This is a genomic window from Citrobacter sp. Cc139 (assembly GCF_030334645.1).
Classification (GTDB): Bacteria; Pseudomonadota; Gammaproteobacteria; order Enterobacterales; family Enterobacteriaceae; genus Citrobacter; species Citrobacter werkmanii.
The window spans coordinates 23,652-44,535 of record NZ_JAOWDM010000084.1; the positions used below are offsets into that span (position 1 = coordinate 23,652).

24 protein-coding genes are annotated in these 20,884 nt (G+C 52.4%); 11 read left to right on the forward strand and 13 right to left on the reverse strand.

The genetic code is table 11. The features are described from left to right. Nucleotides 1-43: 43 nt before the first annotated feature. Both OGV69_RS15155 and yiiM read right to left on the reverse strand, forming a co-directional pair. Entirely contained in the window at nt 44-445 is a 402-nt protein-coding gene (locus tag OGV69_RS15155) for a nuclear transport factor 2 family protein (RefSeq protein WP_069324868.1), read from the reverse strand. Next, entirely contained in the window at nt 445-1,146 is a 702-nt protein-coding gene (gene yiiM, locus OGV69_RS15160; protein WP_069324869.1) for a 6-hydroxyaminopurine reductase, read from the reverse strand. Before yiiM ends, OGV69_RS15155 begins: the two co-directional genes overlap by 1 nt. Nucleotides 1,147-1,298: 152 nt before the next feature. On the opposite strand from yiiM, the gene OGV69_RS15165 reads away from it, so the two are divergent. After that, nucleotides 1,299-2,195, forward strand: a complete 897-nt coding sequence (locus OGV69_RS15165) for a dihydrodipicolinate synthase family protein (RefSeq protein WP_042313435.1) — start codon at nt 1,299-1,301, stop codon at nt 2,193-2,195. Between the two features lie 41 nt (nt 2,196-2,236). Here the strand turns inward: OGV69_RS15165 and kdgT are convergent, their stop codons facing one another. Together kdgT and sodA are read right to left on the reverse strand one after the other, a co-directional pair. Then, nucleotides 2,237-3,220 (reverse strand): 2-keto-3-deoxygluconate transporter, encoded by a 984-nt coding sequence (kdgT, locus tag OGV69_RS15170; protein WP_038635946.1) that lies wholly within the window; start codon nt 3,218-3,220, stop codon nt 2,237-2,239. A 236-nt stretch (nt 3,221-3,456) separates the two neighbouring features. Continuing rightward, nucleotides 3,457-4,077, reverse strand: a complete 621-nt coding sequence (sodA, locus tag OGV69_RS15175; protein ID WP_038635943.1) for a superoxide dismutase [Mn] — start codon at nt 4,075-4,077, stop codon at nt 3,457-3,459. Between the two features lie 288 nt (nt 4,078-4,365). Here sodA and rhaT point away from each other — a divergent pair, with 288 nt between their 5' ends. Then, the gene (gene rhaT, locus OGV69_RS15180) at nt 4,366-5,400 is read left to right on the forward strand and encodes an L-rhamnose/proton symporter RhaT (protein WP_069324870.1); all 1,035 of its coding nucleotides are present in this window, start codon (nt 4,366-4,368) and stop codon (nt 5,398-5,400) included. On the opposite strand, the gene rhaR is transcribed toward rhaT, so the two are convergent. Together rhaR and rhaS are read right to left on the reverse strand one after the other, a co-directional pair. Beyond that, a complete protein-coding gene (gene rhaR / locus OGV69_RS15185; protein WP_069324871.1) occupies nt 5,397-6,245 on the reverse strand; it encodes an HTH-type transcriptional activator RhaR in 849 nt (282 codons plus the stop codon). The two genes, rhaT and rhaR, sit on opposite strands and share 4 nt — an antisense overlap. A gap of 79 nt (nt 6,246-6,324) precedes the next feature. Then, nucleotides 6,325-7,173, reverse strand: a complete 849-nt coding sequence (rhaS, locus tag OGV69_RS15190) for an HTH-type transcriptional activator RhaS (protein ID WP_038635932.1) — start codon at nt 7,171-7,173, stop codon at nt 6,325-6,327. Nucleotides 7,174-7,473: 300 nt separating this feature from the next. On the opposite strand from rhaS, the gene rhaB reads away from it, so the two are divergent. The 5 genes from rhaB (at nt 7,474) to rhaM (ending at nt 12,638) form a co-directional block, all read left to right on the forward strand. Beyond that, nucleotides 7,474-8,943, forward strand: a complete 1,470-nt coding sequence (gene rhaB / locus OGV69_RS15195; RefSeq protein ID WP_069324872.1) for a rhamnulokinase — start codon at nt 7,474-7,476, stop codon at nt 8,941-8,943. Next, on the forward strand, nt 8,940-10,199 hold the full coding sequence (gene rhaA, locus OGV69_RS15200; protein ID WP_069324873.1) for an L-rhamnose isomerase: 1,260 nt from the start codon (nt 8,940-8,942) through the stop codon (nt 10,197-10,199). The genes rhaB and rhaA overlap by 4 nt, the downstream gene beginning before the upstream one ends. Before the next feature lie 143 nt (nt 10,200-10,342). Then, entirely contained in the window at nt 10,343-11,167 is an 825-nt protein-coding gene (gene rhaD / locus OGV69_RS15205; protein ID WP_069324874.1) for a rhamnulose-1-phosphate aldolase, read from the forward strand. Between the two features lie 11 nt (nt 11,168-11,178). Then, the gene (fucO, locus tag OGV69_RS15210) at nt 11,179-12,327 is read left to right on the forward strand and encodes a lactaldehyde reductase (protein ID WP_038635920.1); all 1,149 of its coding nucleotides are present in this window, start codon (nt 11,179-11,181) and stop codon (nt 12,325-12,327) included. Continuing rightward, nucleotides 12,324-12,638, forward strand: coding sequence for an L-rhamnose mutarotase (rhaM, locus tag OGV69_RS15215; protein WP_069324875.1), 315 nt, complete (start codon nt 12,324-12,326; stop codon nt 12,636-12,638). Before fucO ends, rhaM begins: the two co-directional genes overlap by 4 nt. A gap of 61 nt (nt 12,639-12,699) precedes the next feature. Here rhaM and OGV69_RS15220 read toward each other — a convergent pair whose 3' ends face one another. The 5 genes from OGV69_RS15220 to OGV69_RS15240 all read right to left on the reverse strand — a co-directional run bounded on the left by OGV69_RS15220 (nt 12,700) and on the right by OGV69_RS15240 (nt 17,389). Next, a complete protein-coding gene (locus tag OGV69_RS15220) occupies nt 12,700-13,965 on the reverse strand; it encodes an MFS transporter (protein WP_069324876.1) in 1,266 nt (421 codons plus the stop codon). Then, a complete protein-coding gene (locus OGV69_RS15225) occupies nt 13,962-14,459 on the reverse strand; it encodes a NanQ anomerase/TabA/YiaL family protein (protein ID WP_069324877.1) in 498 nt (165 codons plus the stop codon). The genes OGV69_RS15220 and OGV69_RS15225 overlap by 4 nt, the downstream gene beginning before the upstream one ends. A 15-nt stretch (nt 14,460-14,474) precedes the next feature. Then, a complete protein-coding gene (locus OGV69_RS15230; RefSeq protein WP_069324878.1) occupies nt 14,475-15,398 on the reverse strand; it encodes a dihydrodipicolinate synthase family protein in 924 nt (307 codons plus the stop codon). A 14-nt stretch (nt 15,399-15,412) separates the two neighbouring features. Then, on the reverse strand, nt 15,413-16,624 hold the full coding sequence (locus OGV69_RS15235; RefSeq protein ID WP_069324905.1) for a PfkB family carbohydrate kinase: 1,212 nt from the start codon (nt 16,622-16,624) through the stop codon (nt 15,413-15,415). 216 nt (nt 16,625-16,840) lie between these two features. After that, nucleotides 16,841-17,389 (reverse strand): helix-turn-helix domain-containing protein, encoded by a 549-nt coding sequence (locus tag OGV69_RS15240; protein ID WP_038635914.1) that lies wholly within the window; start codon nt 17,387-17,389, stop codon nt 16,841-16,843. Between the two features lie 101 nt (nt 17,390-17,490). Between OGV69_RS15240 and OGV69_RS15245 the strand changes: the two genes are divergently transcribed. Further along, nucleotides 17,491-18,144: an AzlC family ABC transporter permease gene (locus tag OGV69_RS15245; RefSeq protein WP_069324879.1), complete on the forward strand. Its 654-nt coding sequence runs from the start codon at nt 17,491-17,493 to the stop codon at nt 18,142-18,144. Continuing rightward, nucleotides 18,144-18,467 (forward strand): AzlD domain-containing protein, encoded by a 324-nt coding sequence (locus OGV69_RS15250; RefSeq protein ID WP_069324880.1) that lies wholly within the window; start codon nt 18,144-18,146, stop codon nt 18,465-18,467. The genes OGV69_RS15245 and OGV69_RS15250 overlap by 1 nt, the downstream gene beginning before the upstream one ends. A 42-nt stretch (nt 18,468-18,509) precedes the next feature. Here the strand turns inward: OGV69_RS15250 and OGV69_RS15255 are convergent, their stop codons facing one another. Next, on the reverse strand, nt 18,510-18,722 hold the full coding sequence (locus tag OGV69_RS15255; protein WP_042313485.1) for a YdgH/BhsA/McbA family protein: 213 nt from the start codon (nt 18,720-18,722) through the stop codon (nt 18,510-18,512). Between the two features lie 129 nt (nt 18,723-18,851). On the opposite strand from OGV69_RS15255, the gene OGV69_RS15260 reads away from it, so the two are divergent. Continuing rightward, the gene (locus OGV69_RS15260; protein WP_069324881.1) at nt 18,852-19,373 is read left to right on the forward strand and encodes a Crp/Fnr family transcriptional regulator; all 522 of its coding nucleotides are present in this window, start codon (nt 18,852-18,854) and stop codon (nt 19,371-19,373) included. Nucleotides 19,374-19,431: 58 nt separating this feature from the next. Continuing rightward, complete coding sequence (locus OGV69_RS15265) at nt 19,432-19,938, forward strand: YgjV family protein (protein ID WP_069324882.1); 507 nt, start codon at nt 19,432-19,434, stop codon at nt 19,936-19,938. Here the strand turns inward: OGV69_RS15265 and fdhD are convergent. Then, a complete protein-coding gene (fdhD, locus tag OGV69_RS15270) occupies nt 19,905-20,741 on the reverse strand; it encodes a formate dehydrogenase accessory sulfurtransferase FdhD (RefSeq protein WP_074458536.1) in 837 nt (278 codons plus the stop codon). The two genes, OGV69_RS15265 and fdhD, sit on opposite strands and share 34 nt — an antisense overlap. Nucleotides 20,742-20,884: the final 143 nt, after the last annotated feature.

Sequence of the window (20,884 nt, forward strand, 5' to 3'; positions counted from 1 at the left end):
TAGGCCAATTTTTTAATTATCTTACACAAGCGAACTGTGGGCTTTATGCCTGACGGGAAATTTCCGGTGCGAGGATCCACTCAGCGCTGTCGTTCCAAACATCCATATGGGTAATTTTACCGCCTCGGACTTCAAAACGATCGATATAACGATTACCCGCAAATGCACGTCCATCCGGCCACTCGCCATACAGCGTGCCGTTAGAATAAACGACCACACAGTCTTCGCGCATTACCGCATCGAATTCGCCCAACAATTTTTTTACCCGCTTATAGCGTTCGCCGTTAAAGAGAACAATATCTGCGGCACCCGCCATTTCACGCCGCCCGGTAAAGGTAATTTTTACCGCTGGGTGCATAAACGTCGCAGCGCGTTCAGCGTCTGGGATCATAGAAGCAATCAAAAATTCTTTAACGATCGCCACCGCATTTTCAGATTCAGTCATTACACTTCCTTTCGTTCCTGAGGGGGATTGCCGCCCCATAGTCTTCTGGCATTATCTTCGATCTTGCCGCTTAAACGGCGCTTTTGCATCGTTCTGGTCCAGCTCTTCGATAACCCGGCAGCCGACAGTAAACGGTGATACTGCGAGTCATCAAACGGCATATGCCAGGCAATGGCAATCGCCTCGCGCACGCTGACGTCGCTGACGCGTGACGCCAGGATCAACGGCGCGTCCGCCGAAACCTGACCGGGAGCGATGACGCTGCATAGCCAGCCCGTCTTGCCCGCATTCTGCATCTGGCTGGCCATATCGCTAATGCCAAAATGGAAATTCAGCTTAAAGCACGGCGAGCGCGGCTGTGTGACCTGAATCAGCGCGTCTCCCCACTGGAAAATGTCGCCAATATACACATTCTCTTCCGTCAGCCCCTCAGTGGAGAGGTTTTCGCCGAAAGCGGGCGCGACAAACAACTCCGCCTGCTCCGGAAACTCTTGTCTCCAGTGCTGATAGTGTTCACGCGGATAGTGGCACAGCGCGCGATCCGGCCCGCCGTGAATTTTCGTTTCCGCCTGTTCATCCCCCGTCAGGCCCAGTTCGGTCAGCATCAGCTCACCATCGACCTGAACTTTAGCAATCGCGCTGGGACGGCTTCCCGTGTAGTCCCGAATCTTGCCTGTAAAAACATCGACCGGATATCGCATCTGTTCCCTCTCCCGATAAATTTCCCCCATTACACCATATTTATTTTATCCCAGTCGCTCAAAATGAGAGCACGGTTCACATGAAGCTTAGGGACACATGCTATCAATGTAAGCTGGTTTTGAAACATCATTTCAAATAAGGAGTCGACTACGTGACTGGTCAATCGCAATTTGCTGGCGTCTGGTGCCCTTCCATTACGCCAATGGATAATGACGGCAAGATCGATCTCAACGGTCTGAGCCAGCATCTCAAACGTTTAACCGAGGCCAAAATCGACGTGATTTTGCTGATGGGCAGCATCGGGGAGTTTGCTTCCTTTACGCTCGAAGAACGTCTGCTGCTGATCCGTGAAGCCCGGGCCATGAGCTCGCTGAAGATGGTCGCCAACGTCTCATCCACCTGCCAGAATGATGTTCTGTTGATGGCGCAGGAAGCATATCGCGCAGGTTATGATGCCGTGATGATCCTGCCGCCTTACTACTACGGACAAACGGCGAAACAGCTGCTGAGCTACTTCCGCCAGTTGGGACAGAAACTCAGCGGTAAATGGTTTGCCTATAATTTCCCGGCGCGTACCGGCTGTGATTTAACGCCGGAGCTGGTTGCCACTCTCGCTGCCGAGTTCCCAAATTTCGCCGGCATCAAAGATACCGTCGACTGTCAGTCACATACCCGCAGTATGATTCAGACAACGCGCGCCGTGCGGGAAGATTTTGCCGTACTGTCCGGTTATGACGAATACTACATTCCTAACCTGCTGGCAGGCGGGGCGGGGATTATTTCAGGGTTGAACAACGTTATGCCGGAACTGTTTGTCAGCGCGCGGGAGGCGTTTAAGCAGGGCGACCTGGCGACGCTTCGCGATATTCAGGACCAGATTGGCACCTATATGTCCATCTACGCCATTGGCGAAGATTTTGTCACCACCATCAAAACCGTGGTATCGCGTAAGTTTGGCTACTGCACCGGCGTGTCACGTAATGCTGGCGGAGAGTTGAATGAGGGGGAATGTCGGACTATTGATGAGGTGTTCGTCGTCAAAGGTTAACTGACTAAGCCGGATGGCGCAGACCATCCGGCAAAAGAGGCTTACTTCACGGTACCACGAAGATCAATTTCCGCCGCCCTGGCTTTGACCTTTTTCGACCAGATGGATGTGATAATCGGTACCAGAATGGAGGTCACAATCACCGAGGTCGCCACCAGAGAGGTTGCCGCTGGCGCCATCGGTTTAAATGCCGGAACCATTTCAGCAATCAGTACCGGCGTGGCAACCGCCGCACCCGCTGAACTGGAAGCGGCAATCCCCGCCGTTCCATCGCCGCCGCCAATCAGTTTATCGGCGATAATCAATGGGATCCCGGTGATGATAATCACCGCCACGCCCAGCAGAATCCCCAGCACGCCGGTCTGCGCAATCACGCTCAAATCAATGGTGTTACCCAGCGCGAAGGCGAAGAACGGGATCAGCGTCTGCACCGCTTTGCTGAAGAACTCCCGCAGTTCAGGGTCCAGATTACCCAGCGCAAAGCCAATCAGGAATGGTAATACAGCCCCCACAAACACGTGCGGTTCAAACGAAGCAATCCCGGCGGTTCCCAGAATAACCATGGTCATCAGCGGGCCTGATTCCAGAGACATCAGGACAAATGCCCCGGCCTCTTCTTTGGTGCCATACTGCTGCATAATCGAGGCGTACAGCCCACCGTTGGTCATATCCATGGCGGCCACCAGCGCCAACGTGGACAACCCGGCGAAGAACCCGACTTCCACACCGTGTTCCGGCAGGATGCGTGAGGCAATTGCCGCCACCACCCACGCCACCAAAATTTTGGTGATGACCAGCGTGCCGGATTTACGCAGCACGGTGCCCGTTGCACTTAGCTTAATCGACGCGCCCATACAAAAAAACCAGACCGCCAGAATAGGCACCGTACCGGTGATCATACCGTTGGTAAATGAGCCGAAATATTTCCCGGCGCCGGGTGAAAAGGTGTGACATAACGCGCCGAGGAAAAGCGGCACCAGCATCATCCCGCCAGGGATTCTCTCTATCGTTCGTTTGATCTGCATTTCCATCACCTGTAGACATAAAAATGGGGCAATTTTTATGGGCGATTGCATCTTGCTTTTGAGATGCGCCCGTCTTGATGAACAGAAGATAGACATTCAGAGGAATTATAAAAGTGATCCCACCCGCACAATAAAACATTGTTTCAATTTAAATGGATCATCGTTCCCACGTTGATTTTGATCACAAAAAAGCCCCCACAAGCAGCGCTTGCAGGGGCATTATTTAAGCGTAGAACTTATTTTTTAGCGGCGAAACGCGCTGCTGCTTCGTCCCAGTTAACCACGTTCCAGAACTCTTTAATGTAGTCCGGACGACGGTTCTGGAATTTCAGGTAGTAAGCGTGTTCCCAAACGTCCAGACCGACGATAGGGAAGCCAGAAGCGCCAGAAATTGCTTCACCCATCAGCGGGGAATCCTGGTTAGCGGTGGAAACAACAGCCAGTTTGTCACCTTGCAGAACCAGCCACGCCCAGCCGGAGCCGAAACGGGTGGCCGCTGCTTTTTCAAATTCAGCTTTGAAGTTGTCAACAGAGCCGAAGTCACGTTCGATAGCCGCTTTCAGGTCGCCCTGCAGCGTAGTGCCGGTTTTCAGGCCTTTCCAGAACAGGCTGTGGTTAGCGTGGCCGCCGGCGTTGTTACGCAGTACGGTTTTCTTGTCCGCTGGCAGTTGATCCAGTTTGGTGATCAGCTCTTCAGCCGACAGGCTGGCGAATTCAGGCAGACTTTCCAGCGCAGCGTTTGCGTTGTTTACGTAAGTCTGGTGGTGTTTGGTATGGTGAATTTCCATCGTCTGCTTATCGAAGTGCGGTTCAAGGGCATCATAAGCGTACGGCAGGGATGGCAGTGTATAACTCATAATCATCTCCAGTGTTGTCGGGCGGCCAGTGTTAACGCCGCGTAAGCAGTTGGGTCATTATAGTTAATTAAATGATATTGAAAATGATTATCAATGCCGTACTTTTTACAAGGTTTTAATCGATCAGTTTATTGTAAAAGATGTGAACCGAATCACCCACTTAACGTGATGATTGCCAACATGCGCAAAATGGCGGCAAGCGTTAAAAGGTTAATACCCTGCGTAATTTTTAAACTCGTCAGGTCGGAGGGGTCATTACCGACGATAAAAAATAACGAGGATTAAGTCATGAGTAACGCGATTACGATGGGTATCTTTTGGCATTTGATAGGCGCAGCCAGTGCAGCTTGTTTCTATGCCCCGTTCAAGCAGGTCAAACATTGGTCATGGGAAACGATGTGGTCGGTAGGCGGGATCGTCTCCTGGCTTATCCTTCCGTGGACTATCAGCGCTATGTTACTTCCCAATTTCTGGGCCTACTTCAGCTCCTTCAGCCTTTCCACACTGGCCCCGGTATTTCTTTTCGGGGCGATGTGGGGGATTGGCAACATTAACTATGGCCTGACCATGCGCTATCTCGGTATGTCGATGGGTATCGGCATTGCGATAGGTATTACGCTGATTGTCGGCACGCTGATGACCCCGATTATCAACGGCAACTTTGATGTGCTGATCAACACCTCCGGCGGACGCATGACGCTGCTTGGCGTGTTGGTCGCACTGATTGGCGTGGGCATTGTTACCCGTGCGGGTCAATTAAAAGAACGCAAAATGGGCATCAAAGCCGAAGAGTTCAACCTGAAAAAAGGGTTGGTTCTGGCGGTCATGTGCGGCATTTTCTCCGCGGGGATGTCATTTGCGATGAACGCCGCGAAACCGATGCACGATGCCGCCGCCGCATTGGGTGTGGACCCGCTGTATGTCGCTCTGCCCAGCTATGTGGTTATCATGGGCGGTGGTGCGCTTGTCAACCTGGGTTTTTGCTTTATTCGTCTGGCAAAAGTGAGGAACTTGTCGATAAAAGCCGACTTCTCGCTGGCAAAACCGCTGATCATCAGCAACGTGCTACTCTCCGCGCTCGGTGGCTTAATGTGGTATCTGCAATTTTTCTTCTACGCCTGGGGCCACGCGCGTATTCCGGCACAGTATGACTATGTAAGCTGGATGCTGCACATGAGTTTCTATGTCCTGTGCGGCGGGATTGTTGGTCTGGTATTGAAAGAGTGGAAAAACGCGGGTCGACGTCCGGTCAGCGTACTGAGTCTTGGCTGCGTGGTAATTATTGTCGCGGCAAACATTGTTGGTCTGGGAATGGCCAGCTAAGCATGCTGGGTACTGAGATGACGCCACTGGCTCGGCGTCATCCCGGTTTCCCGCGTAAACACCACCGAAAAGTAGTTACTGTCCTCAAAGCCACAGCGCATGGAAATCTCACTAATCATTAACCGGCTGTGCTTGAGCAGATACTGAGCATGGCAAACCCGCACCTGGCGGAGATACTGGTTGATGGTCATCCCGGTCTGGCTGCGAAACTGCTGGCGCAAAACGCGTTCGCTGCACTGTTCGCGCTCGCAAAATTTATCCAGTTCGAAAGCATGCTCATGACTCCCGGCTAATGCGGTAATGAGTTTATCCAACAGCGTTTCACTCGACGTTGCCGGGAGCGTATCTGTCGCATAACGATGGCGTTTAAGGAGGGTCACCAGTTGCCCGAACAGCAGTTCCGCCATGTTAAAAGCCTGCGCATCGCGTTGATTGCTTTCATGCTCAAGCTGGCTTATCACCTGCCTGGCCTGAGTCATGCCAACGCTGCCGAGTCGCCAGTGCGGCTGCCGTGGCGTACCGTTAAATCCGGGGATCGCCCCTTCCCAGTCAACATTCAGCGTTAACCGCTCCGGGCAGTAGATGATATTTTGCAAAACTAGGTCATTTACGGAAGTGTAGGAATGTTTGTCTTCAGCGCGAATGTAAAACAGATCGCCACGGGTTATCCGGTACGGACGATCGTTAAGAACATGCAGACCATTGCCGCGCCAGACCAGGACCAGCTCGCAAAATTCATGGGTATGTTCCGCAAAGACATCCTGCGGATAACGGTCAGCCACGGCGACAGCCTGCTGTTCATGCGCGAAAAAGTCTGATGTCAGAAGGATTAGCTGATTCGCCATCACAATATTCCCTGCCATCCGGCGTTAAGGAACATGATTATCTGAGATTCGGCGGTAAAAAACGTTGATAGCTTTCGCGTTACTGCAGGCTGCTTCCCGCAATGAGATCGCGCCCCTGACGAATATCGCGTGGCGACCAATTAAACTCCCGGCGAAAAAGCGTCGAAAAGTGATTACTGTCGCCGAAACCGCAGAGATACGCGATATCCGTCACGCTGTCCTCACTATGACGAAGCAGATGTCTCGCTTTAATAAGCCTCAGGCGGTTAAGGTAGCGCTGGGGCGTCAATCCCGTTTGTTGTTTAAGCTGGCGGTGCAGTGTACGCAAAGAGAGCGAAAACTTTTCGGCCAGCGCCTCCCAACACACCTCGTCAGCAAAGTTATCTTCCAGCCACGCCATCAGAAGGTTAAGCCGCGCGTCGTTATCGGTTGCCGCTGCCATCAGGCTGCTTTTACGCAACACGACCAGTAGCTGCATAAACAGAATTTCACGATTTGCCGCCGTCGGCGTATCCATTCCTTCACCGAGCGCTTCCATTTGCCCCACCAACTGTCGGACCTGCTGTAATACCCCCTGGTTTACCCGCCAATGGGATGGATACTGCCCATTCTGTTCCTGAGGTAAAAGCTGATTCAGCCCGGCTAAAAATTGAAACGCATCCGGGGAGCGATACAGGACATTGGTCAGACACAAATTGTCAGTATGTTCATATAAATGCCGGTCATGATCGCGGACGAAACACACCGTACCACCGCTGATGGCATACGGTTGCCCGTTGAACACGTGGATCCCCGTACCATGCTCGACCACCACAATTTCATGAAAATCATGATGATGTTCAGGAAACGCGGGTTGAGGAAGCCGCGGTTCAATAGCCACTGGCGCTTTACCTGTCGGAAAAAAGTCTACGCAATGCAGTACAGTCATGACGGCTCCCCCTGTTTAGCGAATATGGCTGAATAGTAATTAAGGGTTACTACCCTCACCTTAAATTTTTGACGCCAAAGTGCGTAAACATGGTCAATTCTTCAAGATACGGTGGGAAAGATCGGGAATTGCGGAAGGCGTCACATCTGCCCGAATCCGCCCCATGAGTAGAAACTGTGAACATCATCACGTTCACCTTTGCCATGTTGCCAGCCGCTAATTGTGCCTGTCACTGTTAAGAAGGTACGTCTTATCGGGGGTTCTTAGACTGAGTGCAATAAAACTCAGAAGGACCTCGCTATGACTTTTCGCCATTGTGTCGCTGTCGATCTCGGCGCATCCAGCGGGCGCGTAATGCTGGCGCGTTACGACAGTGAACACCGCACCCTGACGCTGCGTGAAATCCACCGCTTCGTTAACTGTCTACAAAAAACGGACGGTTTTGACACCTGGGACATCGACAGCCTGGAAAACGACATTCGTCTGGGTCTGAAGAAAGTCTGCGATGAAGGCATTCTGATAGACAGCATCGGCATTGATACCTGGGGTGTGGATTACGTGCTGGTCGATAACGCCGGTCAGCGCGTCGGTCTGCCGATCTCTTACCGTGATAATCGCACGACAGGCATTATGTCGCAGGCGATGGTGCAACCGGGTAAAAACGAGATTTACCGGCGTAGCGGTATTCAATTTCTCCCCTTTAACACCCTGTATCAGTTGCGCGCGCTGGTTGAACAGCAACCAGAATTGCTCCCGCAGGTGGCGCATGCCCTGCTGATCCCCGACTACTTCAGTTTTCGCCTGACCGGTGAAATGAACTGGGAATACACCAATGCCACCACCACCCAGTTAGTCAATATCAATACCGACGACTGGGATGACACGCTGCTGGCGTGGACCGGGGCAGACAAAGCCTGGTTTGGTCGCCCGACGCATCCGGGGAACGTCATTGGCCACTGGATTTGCCCGCAGAAAAATCAAATTCCGGTCGTGGCGGTTGCCAGTCACGACACGGCCAGCGCGGTCATTGCTTCGCCGCTCGCCGATAAAAACAGCGCGTATCTCTCTTCCGGCACCTGGTCGCTGATGGGGTTTGAGAGCAGAACGCCGTATACCAACGATGCGGCGTTGACGGCGAATATTACCAACGAAGGCGGCGCGGAAGGGCGCTACCGGGTACTGAAAAATATTATGGGGCTGTGGCTGCTCCAGCGCGTATTAAAAGAGCGTCAGATCGACGACCTGCCAACGCTTATCGCCGAAACGCAAGCGCTGCCGGCTTGCCAGTTCCTGATAAACCCGAACGACGATCGCTTTATCAACCCCGACGATATGAGTGCGGAAATTCAGGCGGCCTGTCGTGAATCGGGCCAACCTGTTCCTCTGCAAAACGCCGAACTGGCGCGCTGTATCTTCGACAGCCTGGCGCTGCTGTATGCCGACATTCTGCAAGAGCTGGCGGACCTGCGTGGTGCAGCGTTTAGCCAATTGCACATTGTTGGTGGCGGTTGCCAGAACGCGTTACTGAATCAGCTGTGCGCGGATGCCTGCGGTATTCGCGTTATGTCCGGGCCGATTGAGGCCTCCACGCTCGGCAACATCGGCATCCAGTTGATGACGCTGGACGAGCTTAACAACGTCGATGATTTCCGTCAGGTAGTGCGCGCCAACTACGACCTGACCACCTTCATTCCCAATCCGGAAAGTGAAATTGCCCGCTACCAGGCGCAGTTTCAATCACTACGACAGACAAAGGAGCTTTGCGCATGACCACTCAACTTGAACAAGCCTGGGAACTGGCAAAACTGCGTTTCGCCGCAGTAGGCATTGATGTCGAGGCGGCCCTACGCCAGCTCGATCGTCTGCCGGTCTCCATGCACTGCTGGCAAGGCGATGACGTCGCCGGTTTCGAAAACCCGGAAGGCTCGCTCACAGGCGGAATTCAGGCTACCGGCAATTATCCGGGCAAAGCGCGCAACGCGACCGAACTGCGTGCCGATCTGGAGCAGGCGCTGAGCCTGATACCGGGTCCAAAACGCCTGAATCTGCATGCGATCTATCTGGAATCCGATACGCCGGTTGCCCGCGACCAAATCAAACCGGAACACTTCAAAAACTGGGTTGAGTGGGCGAAAGCAAACCAGTTAGGGCTGGATTTCAACCCGTCCTGCTTTTCTCATCCGCTGAGTGCCGACGGCTTCACGCTGGCCCATGCCGATGACCACATTCGCCAGTTCTGGATTGACCACTGCAAAGCCAGCCGTCGCGTCTCGGCGTATTTTGGCGAACAGTTGGGTACGCCGTCGGTAATGAACATCTGGATCCCGGACGGTATGAAAGATATCACCGTTGACCGTTTAGCGCCGCGCCAGCGCCTGCTGGAAGCACTGGACGAAGTGATCAGCGAGAAACTCAACCCGGCGCACCATATTGACGCCGTTGAGAGCAAGCTGTTTGGCATCGGCGCCGAAAGCTACACCGTCGGCTCCAACGAGTTCTATATGGGCTACGCCACCAGCCGCCAGACCGCGCTGTGCCTGGATGCGGGACACTTCCATCCGACTGAAGTGATTTCCGACAAAATCTCCGCCGCCATGCTGTTTGTACCGCGCCTGCTGCTGCACGTCAGTCGTCCGGTGCGCTGGGACAGCGATCACGTGGTGCTGCTGGATGATGAAACTCAGGCGATTGCCAGCGAAATCGTCCGTCACAACCTGTTTGATCGCGTACACATCGGTCTCGACTTCTTCGACGCTTCCATTAACCGCATCGCGGCATGGGTTATCGGCACCCGCAATATGAAAAAAGCCCTGCTGCGCGCGCTGTTAGAACCAACCGAGCAACTGCGTCAGCTCGAAACCAGCGGCGACTACACCGCACGTCTGGCCCTGCTGGAAGAACAAAAATCACTGCCGTGGCAGGCCGTCTGGGAAATGTATTGTCAGCGCCACGACACACCAGCGGGCAGCCAGTGGCTGGATAGCGTTCGCGCCTATGAAAAAGAGATCCTGAGCAAACGTAGCTAATAGCGACACCTGATCTGTAGGCCGGATAAGACGCCCCGCGTCGCCATCCGGCAATAAATAAAACACGATTGCCGGATGGCGATGCGCTTATCCGGCCTACGTAAGACCCGATAACCTTCGGGCAATAAATGGGAGCACCGAACATGCAGAACATTACTCATTCCTGGTTTGTCCAGGGAATGATCAAAGCCACATCCGATGCGTGGCTGAAAGGCTGGGATGAACGTAACGGCGGCAACCTGACGCTGCGCCTGGATGAAGCAGATATCACGCCATTTAGCGGCAATTTCCACGAAAATCCGCGCTATATCGCGCTGAGTCAACCCATGCCATTGCTGGCGAATACGCCATTTATCGTCACCGGCTCGGGTAAATTTTTCCGTAACGTTCAGCTCGATCCGGCGGCAAATTTAGGCGTAGTGAAAGTGGACAGCGACGGTGCGGGCTATCACATCCTTTGGGGCCTGACCCACGAAGCGGTGCCAACCTCCGAATTGCCAGCCCACTTCCTCTCTCACTGCGAACGCATTAAAGCGACGAACGGCAAAGATCGCGTGATCATGCACTGCCACGCCACCAACCTGATCGCCCTGACCTATGTGCTGGAAAACAACACCGCGCTGATCACCCGCAAACTGTGGGAAGGCAGCACCGAGTGCCTGGTGGTGTTCCCGGATGGCGTCGGCATTTTGCCGTGGATGGTGCCGGGTACGGATGAAATCGGCCAGGCGACCGCGCAGGAAATGCAGAAGCATTCGCTTGTTCTGTGGCCGTTTCATGGTGTGTTCGGCAGCGGCCCCTCCCTCGATGAAGCATTCGGTTTGATCGATACCGCTGAGAAATCCGCTGAGGTTTTAGTCAAAATCTATTCGATGGGCGGTATGAAGCAGACCATCACGCGTGAAGAACTGGTCGCACTCGGCAAACGTTTTGGCGTGACTCCGCTGGCAAGCGCACTAGCATTATAAGGAGAATAGTGATGAGCTTTATGTTGGCACTACCCAAAATTAGCCTGCATGGCGCTGGAGCGATTGCCGATATGGTGAACCTCGTGGCGAATAAGCAATGGGGCAAAGCGCTGATTGTTACCGATGGTCAATTGGTGAAACTGGGCCTGCTGGATAGTCTGTTTAGCGCGCTGGATGAACATCAAATGTCTTACCACCTGTTTGATGAGGTGTTCCCAAACCCGACAGAAGAGCTGGTGCAGAAAGGTTTTGCGACGTATCAGAGCGCAGAATGTGACTACATTATCGCCTTCGGCGGCGGCAGTCCGATCGATACCGCTAAAGCGGTGAAAATCCTGACCGCCAACCCAGGCCCTTCTACCGCATACTCCGGCGTGGGCAAAGTGAAAAATGCCGGCGTTCCGCTGGTCGCCATCAATACCACCGCCGGCACTGCTGCAGAAATGACCAGCAATGCGGTGATTATCGACTCTGCTCGCAAGGTTAAAGAGGTGATCATCGACCCGAATATCATCCCGGATATCGCCGTGGATGATGCCAGCGTGATGCTGGAAATCCCGGCTTCCGTTACCGCCGCAACCGGCATGGACGCCCTGACTCACGCGGTGGAAGCCTATGTTTCCGTCGGCGCGCACCCACTCACTGACGCCAATGCGCTGGAGGCCATTCGCCTGATTAATCTGTGGCTACCGAAAGCGGTCGATGATGGCCACAACCTCGAAGCCCGTGAGCAAATGGCATTTGGTCAGTATCTGGCGGGTATGGCATTTAACAGCGCCGGTCTTGGTCTGGTGCATGCGCTGGCGCACCAGCCGGGCGCAACCCACAACCTGCCGCACGGCGTCTGCAACGCCATCCTGCTGCCGATAATCGAAAATTTTAACCGACCGAACGCCGAGGCTCGCTTTGCCCGCGTGGCGCAGGCGATGGGCGTCGATACCCGCGGCATGAGCGATAAAGCGGCAAGCATGGAAGCCATCAACGCCATTCGCGCCCTGAGCAAGCGGGTAGGTATTCCAGCCGGTTTCAGCCAGCTTGGCGTGACCAAAGAGGATATTGAAGGCTGGTTAGATAAAGCGTTGGCCGATCCATGCGCGCCGTGTAACCCGCGCATCGCCAGCCGCGATGAAGTCCGCGAGCTGTATCTGGAGGCGTTATGATCCGCAAAGCGTTTGTGATGCAGGTGAATGCCGACGCGCACGTTGAGTACCAGCGTCGGCACAATCCCATCTGGCCAGAACTGGAATCAGTACTGAAACAACACGGCGCGCATCACTACGCGATTTATCTCGATCAGGAGCGTAATCTGCTGTTCGCCACCGTGGAGATTGAGTCCGAGGAGCGCTGGAATGCCGTTGCCAGCACCGACGTTTGCCAGCGTTGGTGGAAACATATGCGCGACGTTATGCCAGCCAACCCGGACAACAGCCCGGTCAGCACAGAGCTAAAAGAAGTGTTTTATCTGTTGTAATGAACCGTTATACCCGGTAAGTCATACCGGGTATAACTTGCTATTTTAATTAGCTCTATTCTTATTTGCGTACAAAAAAACCATACAGACAAGCACCAAGAAACAGCAGACAGCCACCGAGAATGAAGACGTTGGTGAACTGCCCGGTCGCATCAAGGATAATCCCGGTGATTACTGGTGCCAGCGCAGCCCCGAGGAAACCGCCAAAGTTTTGGATCGCCCCCAACGAAGCAACCTGCTCTTTTGGTGCCATATCCGCTGCCAGTGCCCAGATAACTCCAGACGGCATTTGCGAACAGAAATAACCCAGCGTCAATAGCGTAATCGCGGTACCGCTGTTGCTGACAAAAGGAATTGGCATCACAAAACAGGCCGCCATTGCCGCACCCAACACGATAGGTACCTTCCGCGCGGTTACCGCATTAACGCCTCTGCGCACCAGGCGATCAGACAGCATTCCACCGCACAGTACACCAAGAATACCCGCAAAGAACGGAATTGAAGCGATAAAACCGGTCTGCTTGAGGCTAAAACCCAGTGATGTTTCCAGATATCCCGGTAGCCACGTCAGATAAACCCAGATAGTAAACATGATGCAGAAGTTACCGGTGATCATGAACCAGGTGGTTTTGTTACGAAACAACTCACCCCAGCTTACTTGTGGTTTACCCGCCGTAGCCATCTCAACCTTACCGGTATGGATTAGCATCGCTTCGCGCGCATCCGGATCGCGATAAAACTTCAGCCATGACAGGATCAATGGAATCCCCAGCAGCCCCACAGCAATAAACATCCCCCGCCAGCCAACCCACAGTAACAGAATGGTCAGTAGTGGCGGCGCAATGGCGTTAGCAATTTGCGATCCGGTATTGATGATCGATGTCGGCAAGCCACGCTCTTTATCCGAAAACCAGCTTTGGGTGATCTTGATACCTGAGGTAAAGAACGGCGACTCAGCAACCCCCAGCAGCACCCGCAGACCATAGAAAAAGCTATAGGTGTTCACAAACCCCATCAGGAAGGTCACAGCAGACCATAGCATCAGCGCTCCAGTGAACATCTTTTTCGGACCAAAACGGTCGACCAGCCAGCCGGCTGGCAGATTCGCCAACGCGTAAGGCCAAAGGAACGCGGATAGCAACAAGCCCATTTCGGTACCAGAAAAGCCAAACTCCTTCGAAATGGTAGTATTAGCGATACTCAGGTTGGCGCGGTCAAGGTAGTTCACCACAGCAGCCAGCAGAAGAATTAAAATAATCCCCCAGCGGAGACGGGAGAGCTTCGGCGGCGCAATGGCCGTGGCGGTAATTGGATTTACTGAGCTCATACCCTCTCCTCCAGTAATGCACGATCGATTTTCATGACCGCCTTACGTAGATGATTTACCCCACCATTACCATTCTGCGGATGGCAGCACGGACGATGGATATCTTGTGGAAAAAAAATAGCGAACATTCCCGCTGTTAATACCACCTGAGTCTCTTCTTCAGCCACCTGCCAAAACATGATGTCCTGCTGCGGTGTACGGTCATCAACGATGGTATGTAAGCCGCTTTCCACACGGCTAACGCCCATTCGCTCATGGCCTGAAATCAGATACTGGATATCGATAAACTGGCGGTGTGATTCCGGGCGCGCCTCTTCAAAAGGTACGCTGTCCATCTCCTGCAACAGGCAGAACAACTTGCCGGGGATCAGGTCGATTCTGCCCGGTGCGAAATTCTGAAAATCATTCTGCACAAGAAAAGCCAGCGCCTGACGAATCACCGGATGGTAGGCTGATTCCTGTGCTGCCCATGCCTTAAGACTGGTAACAATCATATTGGCATCCTCTGCTTAACCTGCGATACGCTGACGCCATTGTTCGCTTCCGACTCGAATCTGGTCGAGAATCACCGTCAACCCCCAAAACTTATCCAGCACATCATCCTTGTTAACCCGGCAGGTGATACCGTCAAAGGTACCCAAGCGCTGATGATAAATTTTGGCGTTTTTCGGATAACCCAGCGTTTCGGTCACCGCTCCCAGAGAAAGGAAAATAGCCAGTTCATCAGCTAACGCACGCTGGTTTTTCCCTTCTCGCCACAGCCAACTGTACAGTTCAGGATGAAAGTTGGTGAACACGCCACTGAAACCCTGCGAACCCGCCAGAATAGCAGGCCAGGCAATCGCGGCGTTGGCGTTAATGACGTTGAGTGGCGTACCCTGCGCCAGGCGTACGCGACGTTCAACAGTTGCCAGGCAGCAGCTCACATCCTTCAAAACAACGAAGCGACCGCTGTTAGCACACCAGGTAAATTCATCATCGCTCAGCAGACGGCGGTACGGCGCTGGACACTCGTAAAGACCGAGCGGTAACGAGGTAGGTAGAGTTTCCAACAGCGTGTTCAGCGTTGCGTAAAAGACTTCACTACCTTCATTACGCGGATCGAGGTGGTTGGTCACCAGCACCAAAGCATCAATACCGGTCTGCGCCATCGCCTGAAGTTCAGCTTGTTGCTCGTCAATATCGTCACTAATATGACCAGAGGCGATAACCGGAATTCGTCCATCAACCCGCTGTACCACAAAACGAGCCAACTCGACGCGTTCTTGTAGTGAAAGAAATTGCATCTCACTCGACTGGCAAACGGCAAAAAGAGCATCGACTCCTTTCTCGAGGTACCAGTCGATTAATTTAGCCAACGCCAGATAATCTATTTTTTCATCTGCCGTGAACGGGGTCAGCATTACTGGAACAATACCGTTGATCGCTTTCATTTTATTTTCCTGAGTCAGAGGTTACGGAGTCGTATGTTTGCCTGTTCAAAATCAGGCATATTGGATGCCCCTTCCAGCTCGACAGCCAGAGAGGCAAAGGCAGAAGCCCAGGTTGCGGCCTGAACCAGACTATTCCCTGCAGCAAGAGAGGCGGCTAACGCTCCGTTAAAGGCATCGCCAGCGCCAGTAGTATCAACAGAGACCGCTGGGAATGCGCGAATATGGCTAAACTGACGGTTATCCAGCAGCAATGCGCCACGAGCCCCCATTGTAATCAATACTTTTTTTGCGCCTAATTCAGCAATACGCAAAGCGGCTTCTTTGGCAGTATTAAGATCTTTGATATCAATACCCGATAATAAGGATGCTTCTGTTTCGTTTGGTGTAATCACATCGACATAAGGAATTCCAGAAATAATCGCAGCAGAATACGGTGCCGGATTTAAAATCACTCGCTTTCCCAATTTATGAGCAATCTTAATGAGTGAGAGGGTAGCATCAAAATTATTCTCTAGCTGAACTAATAAAACATCAGATGAAGATAATTCTGGAATGATGGCCTGAATTTCATTATGAGTAACAGTCGTGTTCGCACCAGAGTAAATGGCAATCATGTTTTCACCATTTTCCTGCGATACATAAATAATTGCATTACCGGTTGGTTCACTCTCTGATTGATAAAGCGTGTAAGAGTGAATTTCTGAGCGAGTTAAGTGTTCTGCAGCCAGGTTACTAAATTGATCTTTTCCGACTTTAGCAACAAAATGTACTTCTGCGCCTGCTTTGCTGGCTGCCGTTGCCTGATTAGCGCCTTTCCCCCCGGGTCCGAGACTGCTATTCAGCGCCATTAGCGATTCGCCGCCGCGAGGAAAACGTTCGACTTTAGCAACAATATCGACATTAAATGAGCCAAATACACATACCTTACCCTGCATAAATTTTCCTTTCTGCTGGCCATTACTTTGTGATTTACGATGATTTATGGGTTGTAACAAAACCTCAAAACTATCACCGGTTTCAGAAATAAGTTCAGCTTGCAAACTACGACGTAAAATAATTGCCCCGCCATGGCAGCGTTGCACTAACCCCATTCTTGCCAAGATATTCAAATCACTACGAATCGTTTCTTTTGTTACATTAAAATAAGTAGAGAAATAATTAACAAACCCTTTTTCATGCTCATTTATATATTGCAGAATATGCTTTCTGCGCTCTTCGAGAAACATAATTAACTCCGAAATCACCATTTCAGTATACGAGCCACCAGGGAGTGGAAGAGTGATATCAATCTCATGTTTCCAGGTAAAACAAAAGTAAACAAAAATCACAAAACGTGAAAAGAAAGAAGTGAGAGGAATAGATAAAAAAGAATAAATTATATGTTTGGTAAATATATAAAATATCCAGCGCATAGACTGCCTATGCGCAGAATATTATTGGGTCTAGTTCTGCTCAGAAACCAGAATCGCCTGAGTATCCGGCTCCAGCGCTTTAAAGATATGCGCCCGATCGGCGGGGTAACAAATGTAGTCGCCCTCGCTTAACTCCTCCGGCGCTTCCGTCAATCCCACCATCGCCTTACCTTGCGTCACGATAATATGTTCAACCGATCCCGGTGGATGCGGCTGTGAAATACGATCCGCGCCCGGCTGCGTCAGCAGCAAATAGATATCCCGCCGCGCGCCCGGTGGGCAGGCGGCCAGTAAAATAGCTTGGTAGTGGGCCTGTTCCGCCACCACTTTTGTCCCTTCGCCGCGGCGAATCACCTGCGTTTTTTGCTCTTGCGGCTCCAGCAGGCGCGCAAAAGGGATATCCAACGCCACACACAGCGACCACAGCGTTTCCAGGCTAGGGTTGCCATTTCCTGCTTCCAACTGTGAGAGCGTCGATTTTGCAATCCCCGCGCGGCGGGCAATCTCTGCCAGTGACAAACCGGTGCGCTGACGTTCACGCACCAGGCTTTTCGCAATCATACTGATGGGCTGGGTCATTCACGACTCCATGTTTTTTATATCGAACAAATCGTTCGACTTGTAAAGCTAAAGGGTTGCGTTCATTATAATGGAAATTCGTTCGATATGGCTAAAATGGTATGAAACATTATTTTTCCTGTCTCAAAGGCGACACGCTGAAAGCAATATTTCTCGTCTGTCTGGCCGTCGGCGTTGTCGGCATGTCATATGGCTCGCTGGCGATGGCTTACGGTTTCCCGCTGTGGGTACCGTTTGTGCTTTCTATTACGGTACTGGCCGGCGCGTCCGAGTTTATGTTTATCGGCATCGTCGCCAGCGGCGGTAACCCCCTGGCGGCTGCCGGTTTACTGGTGAACGCCCGGCACGTGCCGTTTGGCGTCACGGTGCGTGACCTGGTGGGCTCCCGGGCCGCCAGTTTCCTCGGCTGCCATATCATGAACGACGAAAGCGTAGTGTTCGGCCTGTCGCAAAAAACGCCGGAACAGCGTAAAGCCGCCTACTGGCTATGCGGCCTGGGCGTCGCCATTTTCTGGCCAATTGGCACGCTGATTGGCGCAGGTGTCGGCAAACTGCTCCCGGCCCCGGAAACCATCGGTCTGGATGCCGTTTTCCCGGCTATTTTGCTGGCGTTAGTGGTTCCGGCCTTTAAAAATCGGACCACGCTGATCCGCGCCTGTAGCGGTGCCGCGCTGTCGCTCGCATCTATACCTTTCGCGCCGGTGGGCCTGCCGGTACTGCTCTCACTGTTTGGTTTACTGACGAGGAAAAAATAATGGGCAACATGACGCTGTTTATCGTTAGTATCGCCATATTATCTCTGGGAACGTATTTAATGCGTTTAGGCGGAGCAAAACTGGGGAGTCGTTTAGCGTTCTCGGAACGCTCGCAGGCCCTGCTTTCTGATGCCGCAACGGTATTGCTGTTTTCCGTCGCGCTGGCAACCACCTTTTATGAAGGTGAACACTTTGCTGGAATGGCGCGTGTTCTTGGGGTTGGCTTCGCGGTCTTTCTCGCCTGGCGCAAAATGCCGCTGATCGTGGTGATCGTTGCCGCCGCTGTGGTGACCGCGCTGTTGAGGATGGCGGGCATAAACTAAAAAAGCGCCTCAAAGGCGCTCTTTCTACAGTACTGAGGTATCTTATTTCAGCAGTTCAGCGGTCATGTGCACGCGGTTACCGGTGTAAGCCTGGGTGATTTTATAATCGCTGGCGCCTGCACGTTCAGCCTGAGCGGCAATGTTTGCTTCAGCACTTTCCAGCGTAGAACCCGTTGCGGTAACAGTCTGAGCAGCGAATGAACCGAAAGAAGTAGCCAGAGCGATAACTGCGACAAAAGTTTTGATGCTTTTCATGATATAAACCCTTTAACTTAGTTGTTTGAGTAAGGCACCGTGCCTTGATGTGATAAATAATAGCCATCTCATCACACAACTAAAAGCGGAAGGATTTGCCTGTCTTATTCAAATTATTTGAGTGATAAAATGTCAATTGAACACAAGCAAACATTGTTGCCAGGCCATCGAAAAAAGCGACAACCCGCGGGTGCCTGGTTGCATCGCCAGGGTGAGCCTCAAAACAAGATATACGTTCTGCATCAAGGCGTTGCTCGCGCGGTTTACCACTCTCCACATGGCTCAGAACGGGTTAAAGAGTTCTACTTTGCCGGGGAGTACTGCTTTCTGTACCTGAACTGGCTGACCAAAACACCTGCTGATTACAGTCTGCAAATGATTACCGCAGGAGAAACCAGCGAAATTTCTTTGGCCTTGCTGGATGCGCCGGAAAATCAGGATATTAAGACCCAGCTACTGATTCAGCAATTGATCTACAAAGAGAAAAAAGAGCAAATGCTGCTGCTCAATACCCCAGAGCAGCGCTACCGGTATGTACAAAAACACTTCCCGGACTGGGAGTCGCAGCTCACTCAGCGCGATCTCGCCAACTATATCGGTATTAATCCCGTTAGCCTGTCTCGTATTCGCCAGCGTCTTAACAAAAGCTAACGCCTTATGTGAATGCGTCGAGTATTGTCCCGCCACTCTGCAACGGTTGGCGCACATTATGAACGCATTTCTTCTCTCTCAGATTCTGGCCGGTATCAGCTTCTTGCTGGATATTTCCGCTTTTCATTTTCAACGCCGGGCCATCACCTTATCTCTGCTCACCACCTCCACTTCCCTGCTCGCTATCCATTTCTCCCTTTTGGATCAAGATGCTGCGGCTGGGTTAATGGGCATCGCCGCATGCCGCTACGCGACGGCCATCGTCACGTTTCACCGCTGGGCTATGTGGGGATTTATGCTGGGGTCGCTGCTGTGTAGCGTTTATCTTTGGCAAAACCTGTCGAGCATTTTGCCGCTGATGGGAAGCCTGCTGATGACCTTTGCGTCGTTTCAAAAACGCAGTGGGAAACTACGCGGATACACATTGTGCGGCAGTCTGTGTTGGCTACTGAACAATGTGATTGTCGGCTCGCCCGTTGCCGTAATAATGGAACTGGCATTTTCAGGCAGTATCCTGGCCGCCTGGTGGCGTCACTTCGCGATCAGACGCTCCGGATGCGTATAGATCGTCGCCCTGCCCGGTTTACAAAAACCTACCAGCGTCAGGTTACAGCGTTCGGCAACTTCCACAGCAAGCGTTGTCGCCGCAGAAACGGCAAACAAAATCTCCACGCCGCACATTGCCGACTTCTGCACCATCTCGTAGCTGGCGCGGCTGGAAACTAATACCGCGCCCTGTTGCCAGGTTTCCCCTTCGAGCGCCCGACGCCCCAGCAGTTTATCCAGCGCGACATGACGCCCAACGTCTTCATGTCCACCTGCCAGATGACCTGAAAGCTGTACCCATGCCGCCGCGTGCGTACAGCCGGTCAGTTGCCCCACGGGCTGGTAATCATGGAGATGCCTTAAGGCGTTATCGAGGAGCGCCAGATCAAATGTCTGGGTAAATGCCAGAGGCTGGACCGGTTTGCCGATGTCATTGAGCTGCTCCACGCCACACACACCGCAGCCGGTGCGACCAGCCAGTGCGCGACGACGCTCCTTCAACCCCATAAAACGGCGGCTGGATAGCTCAATCTGAACTTCTAATCCGTTGCAGGAAGGAACCACGTCCATCCCGTAAATATCTTGCGGGGACTCAATAATGCCTTCAGAAAGTGAAAAACCCATCGCGAAATGCTCAAGATCTTTCGGTGACGCCATCATCACCACATGTGAAATTCCGTTATAGACCAGCGCAACAGGCACTTCTTCAGCGACCTCATCAGGCTGAGGATGTTGCAAATCCTCGCGCTTCCAGAGCATCAATTGGCGCGATCCTGTCGGAGATGTCACATTCTTAATGTTTTCTTGAATAATCTTATTCACTTTCTTTTAACCATATTGGAACACGCATACCAACATTGTGGTATTCTTTACAAATCCCTCCTGGACGGAGGGAAATTCACCCAATTCTGGACCTTTGCGGTCCCGTCCGCAAAGAAAAATAACAACCACTTCCCACGCGTTGG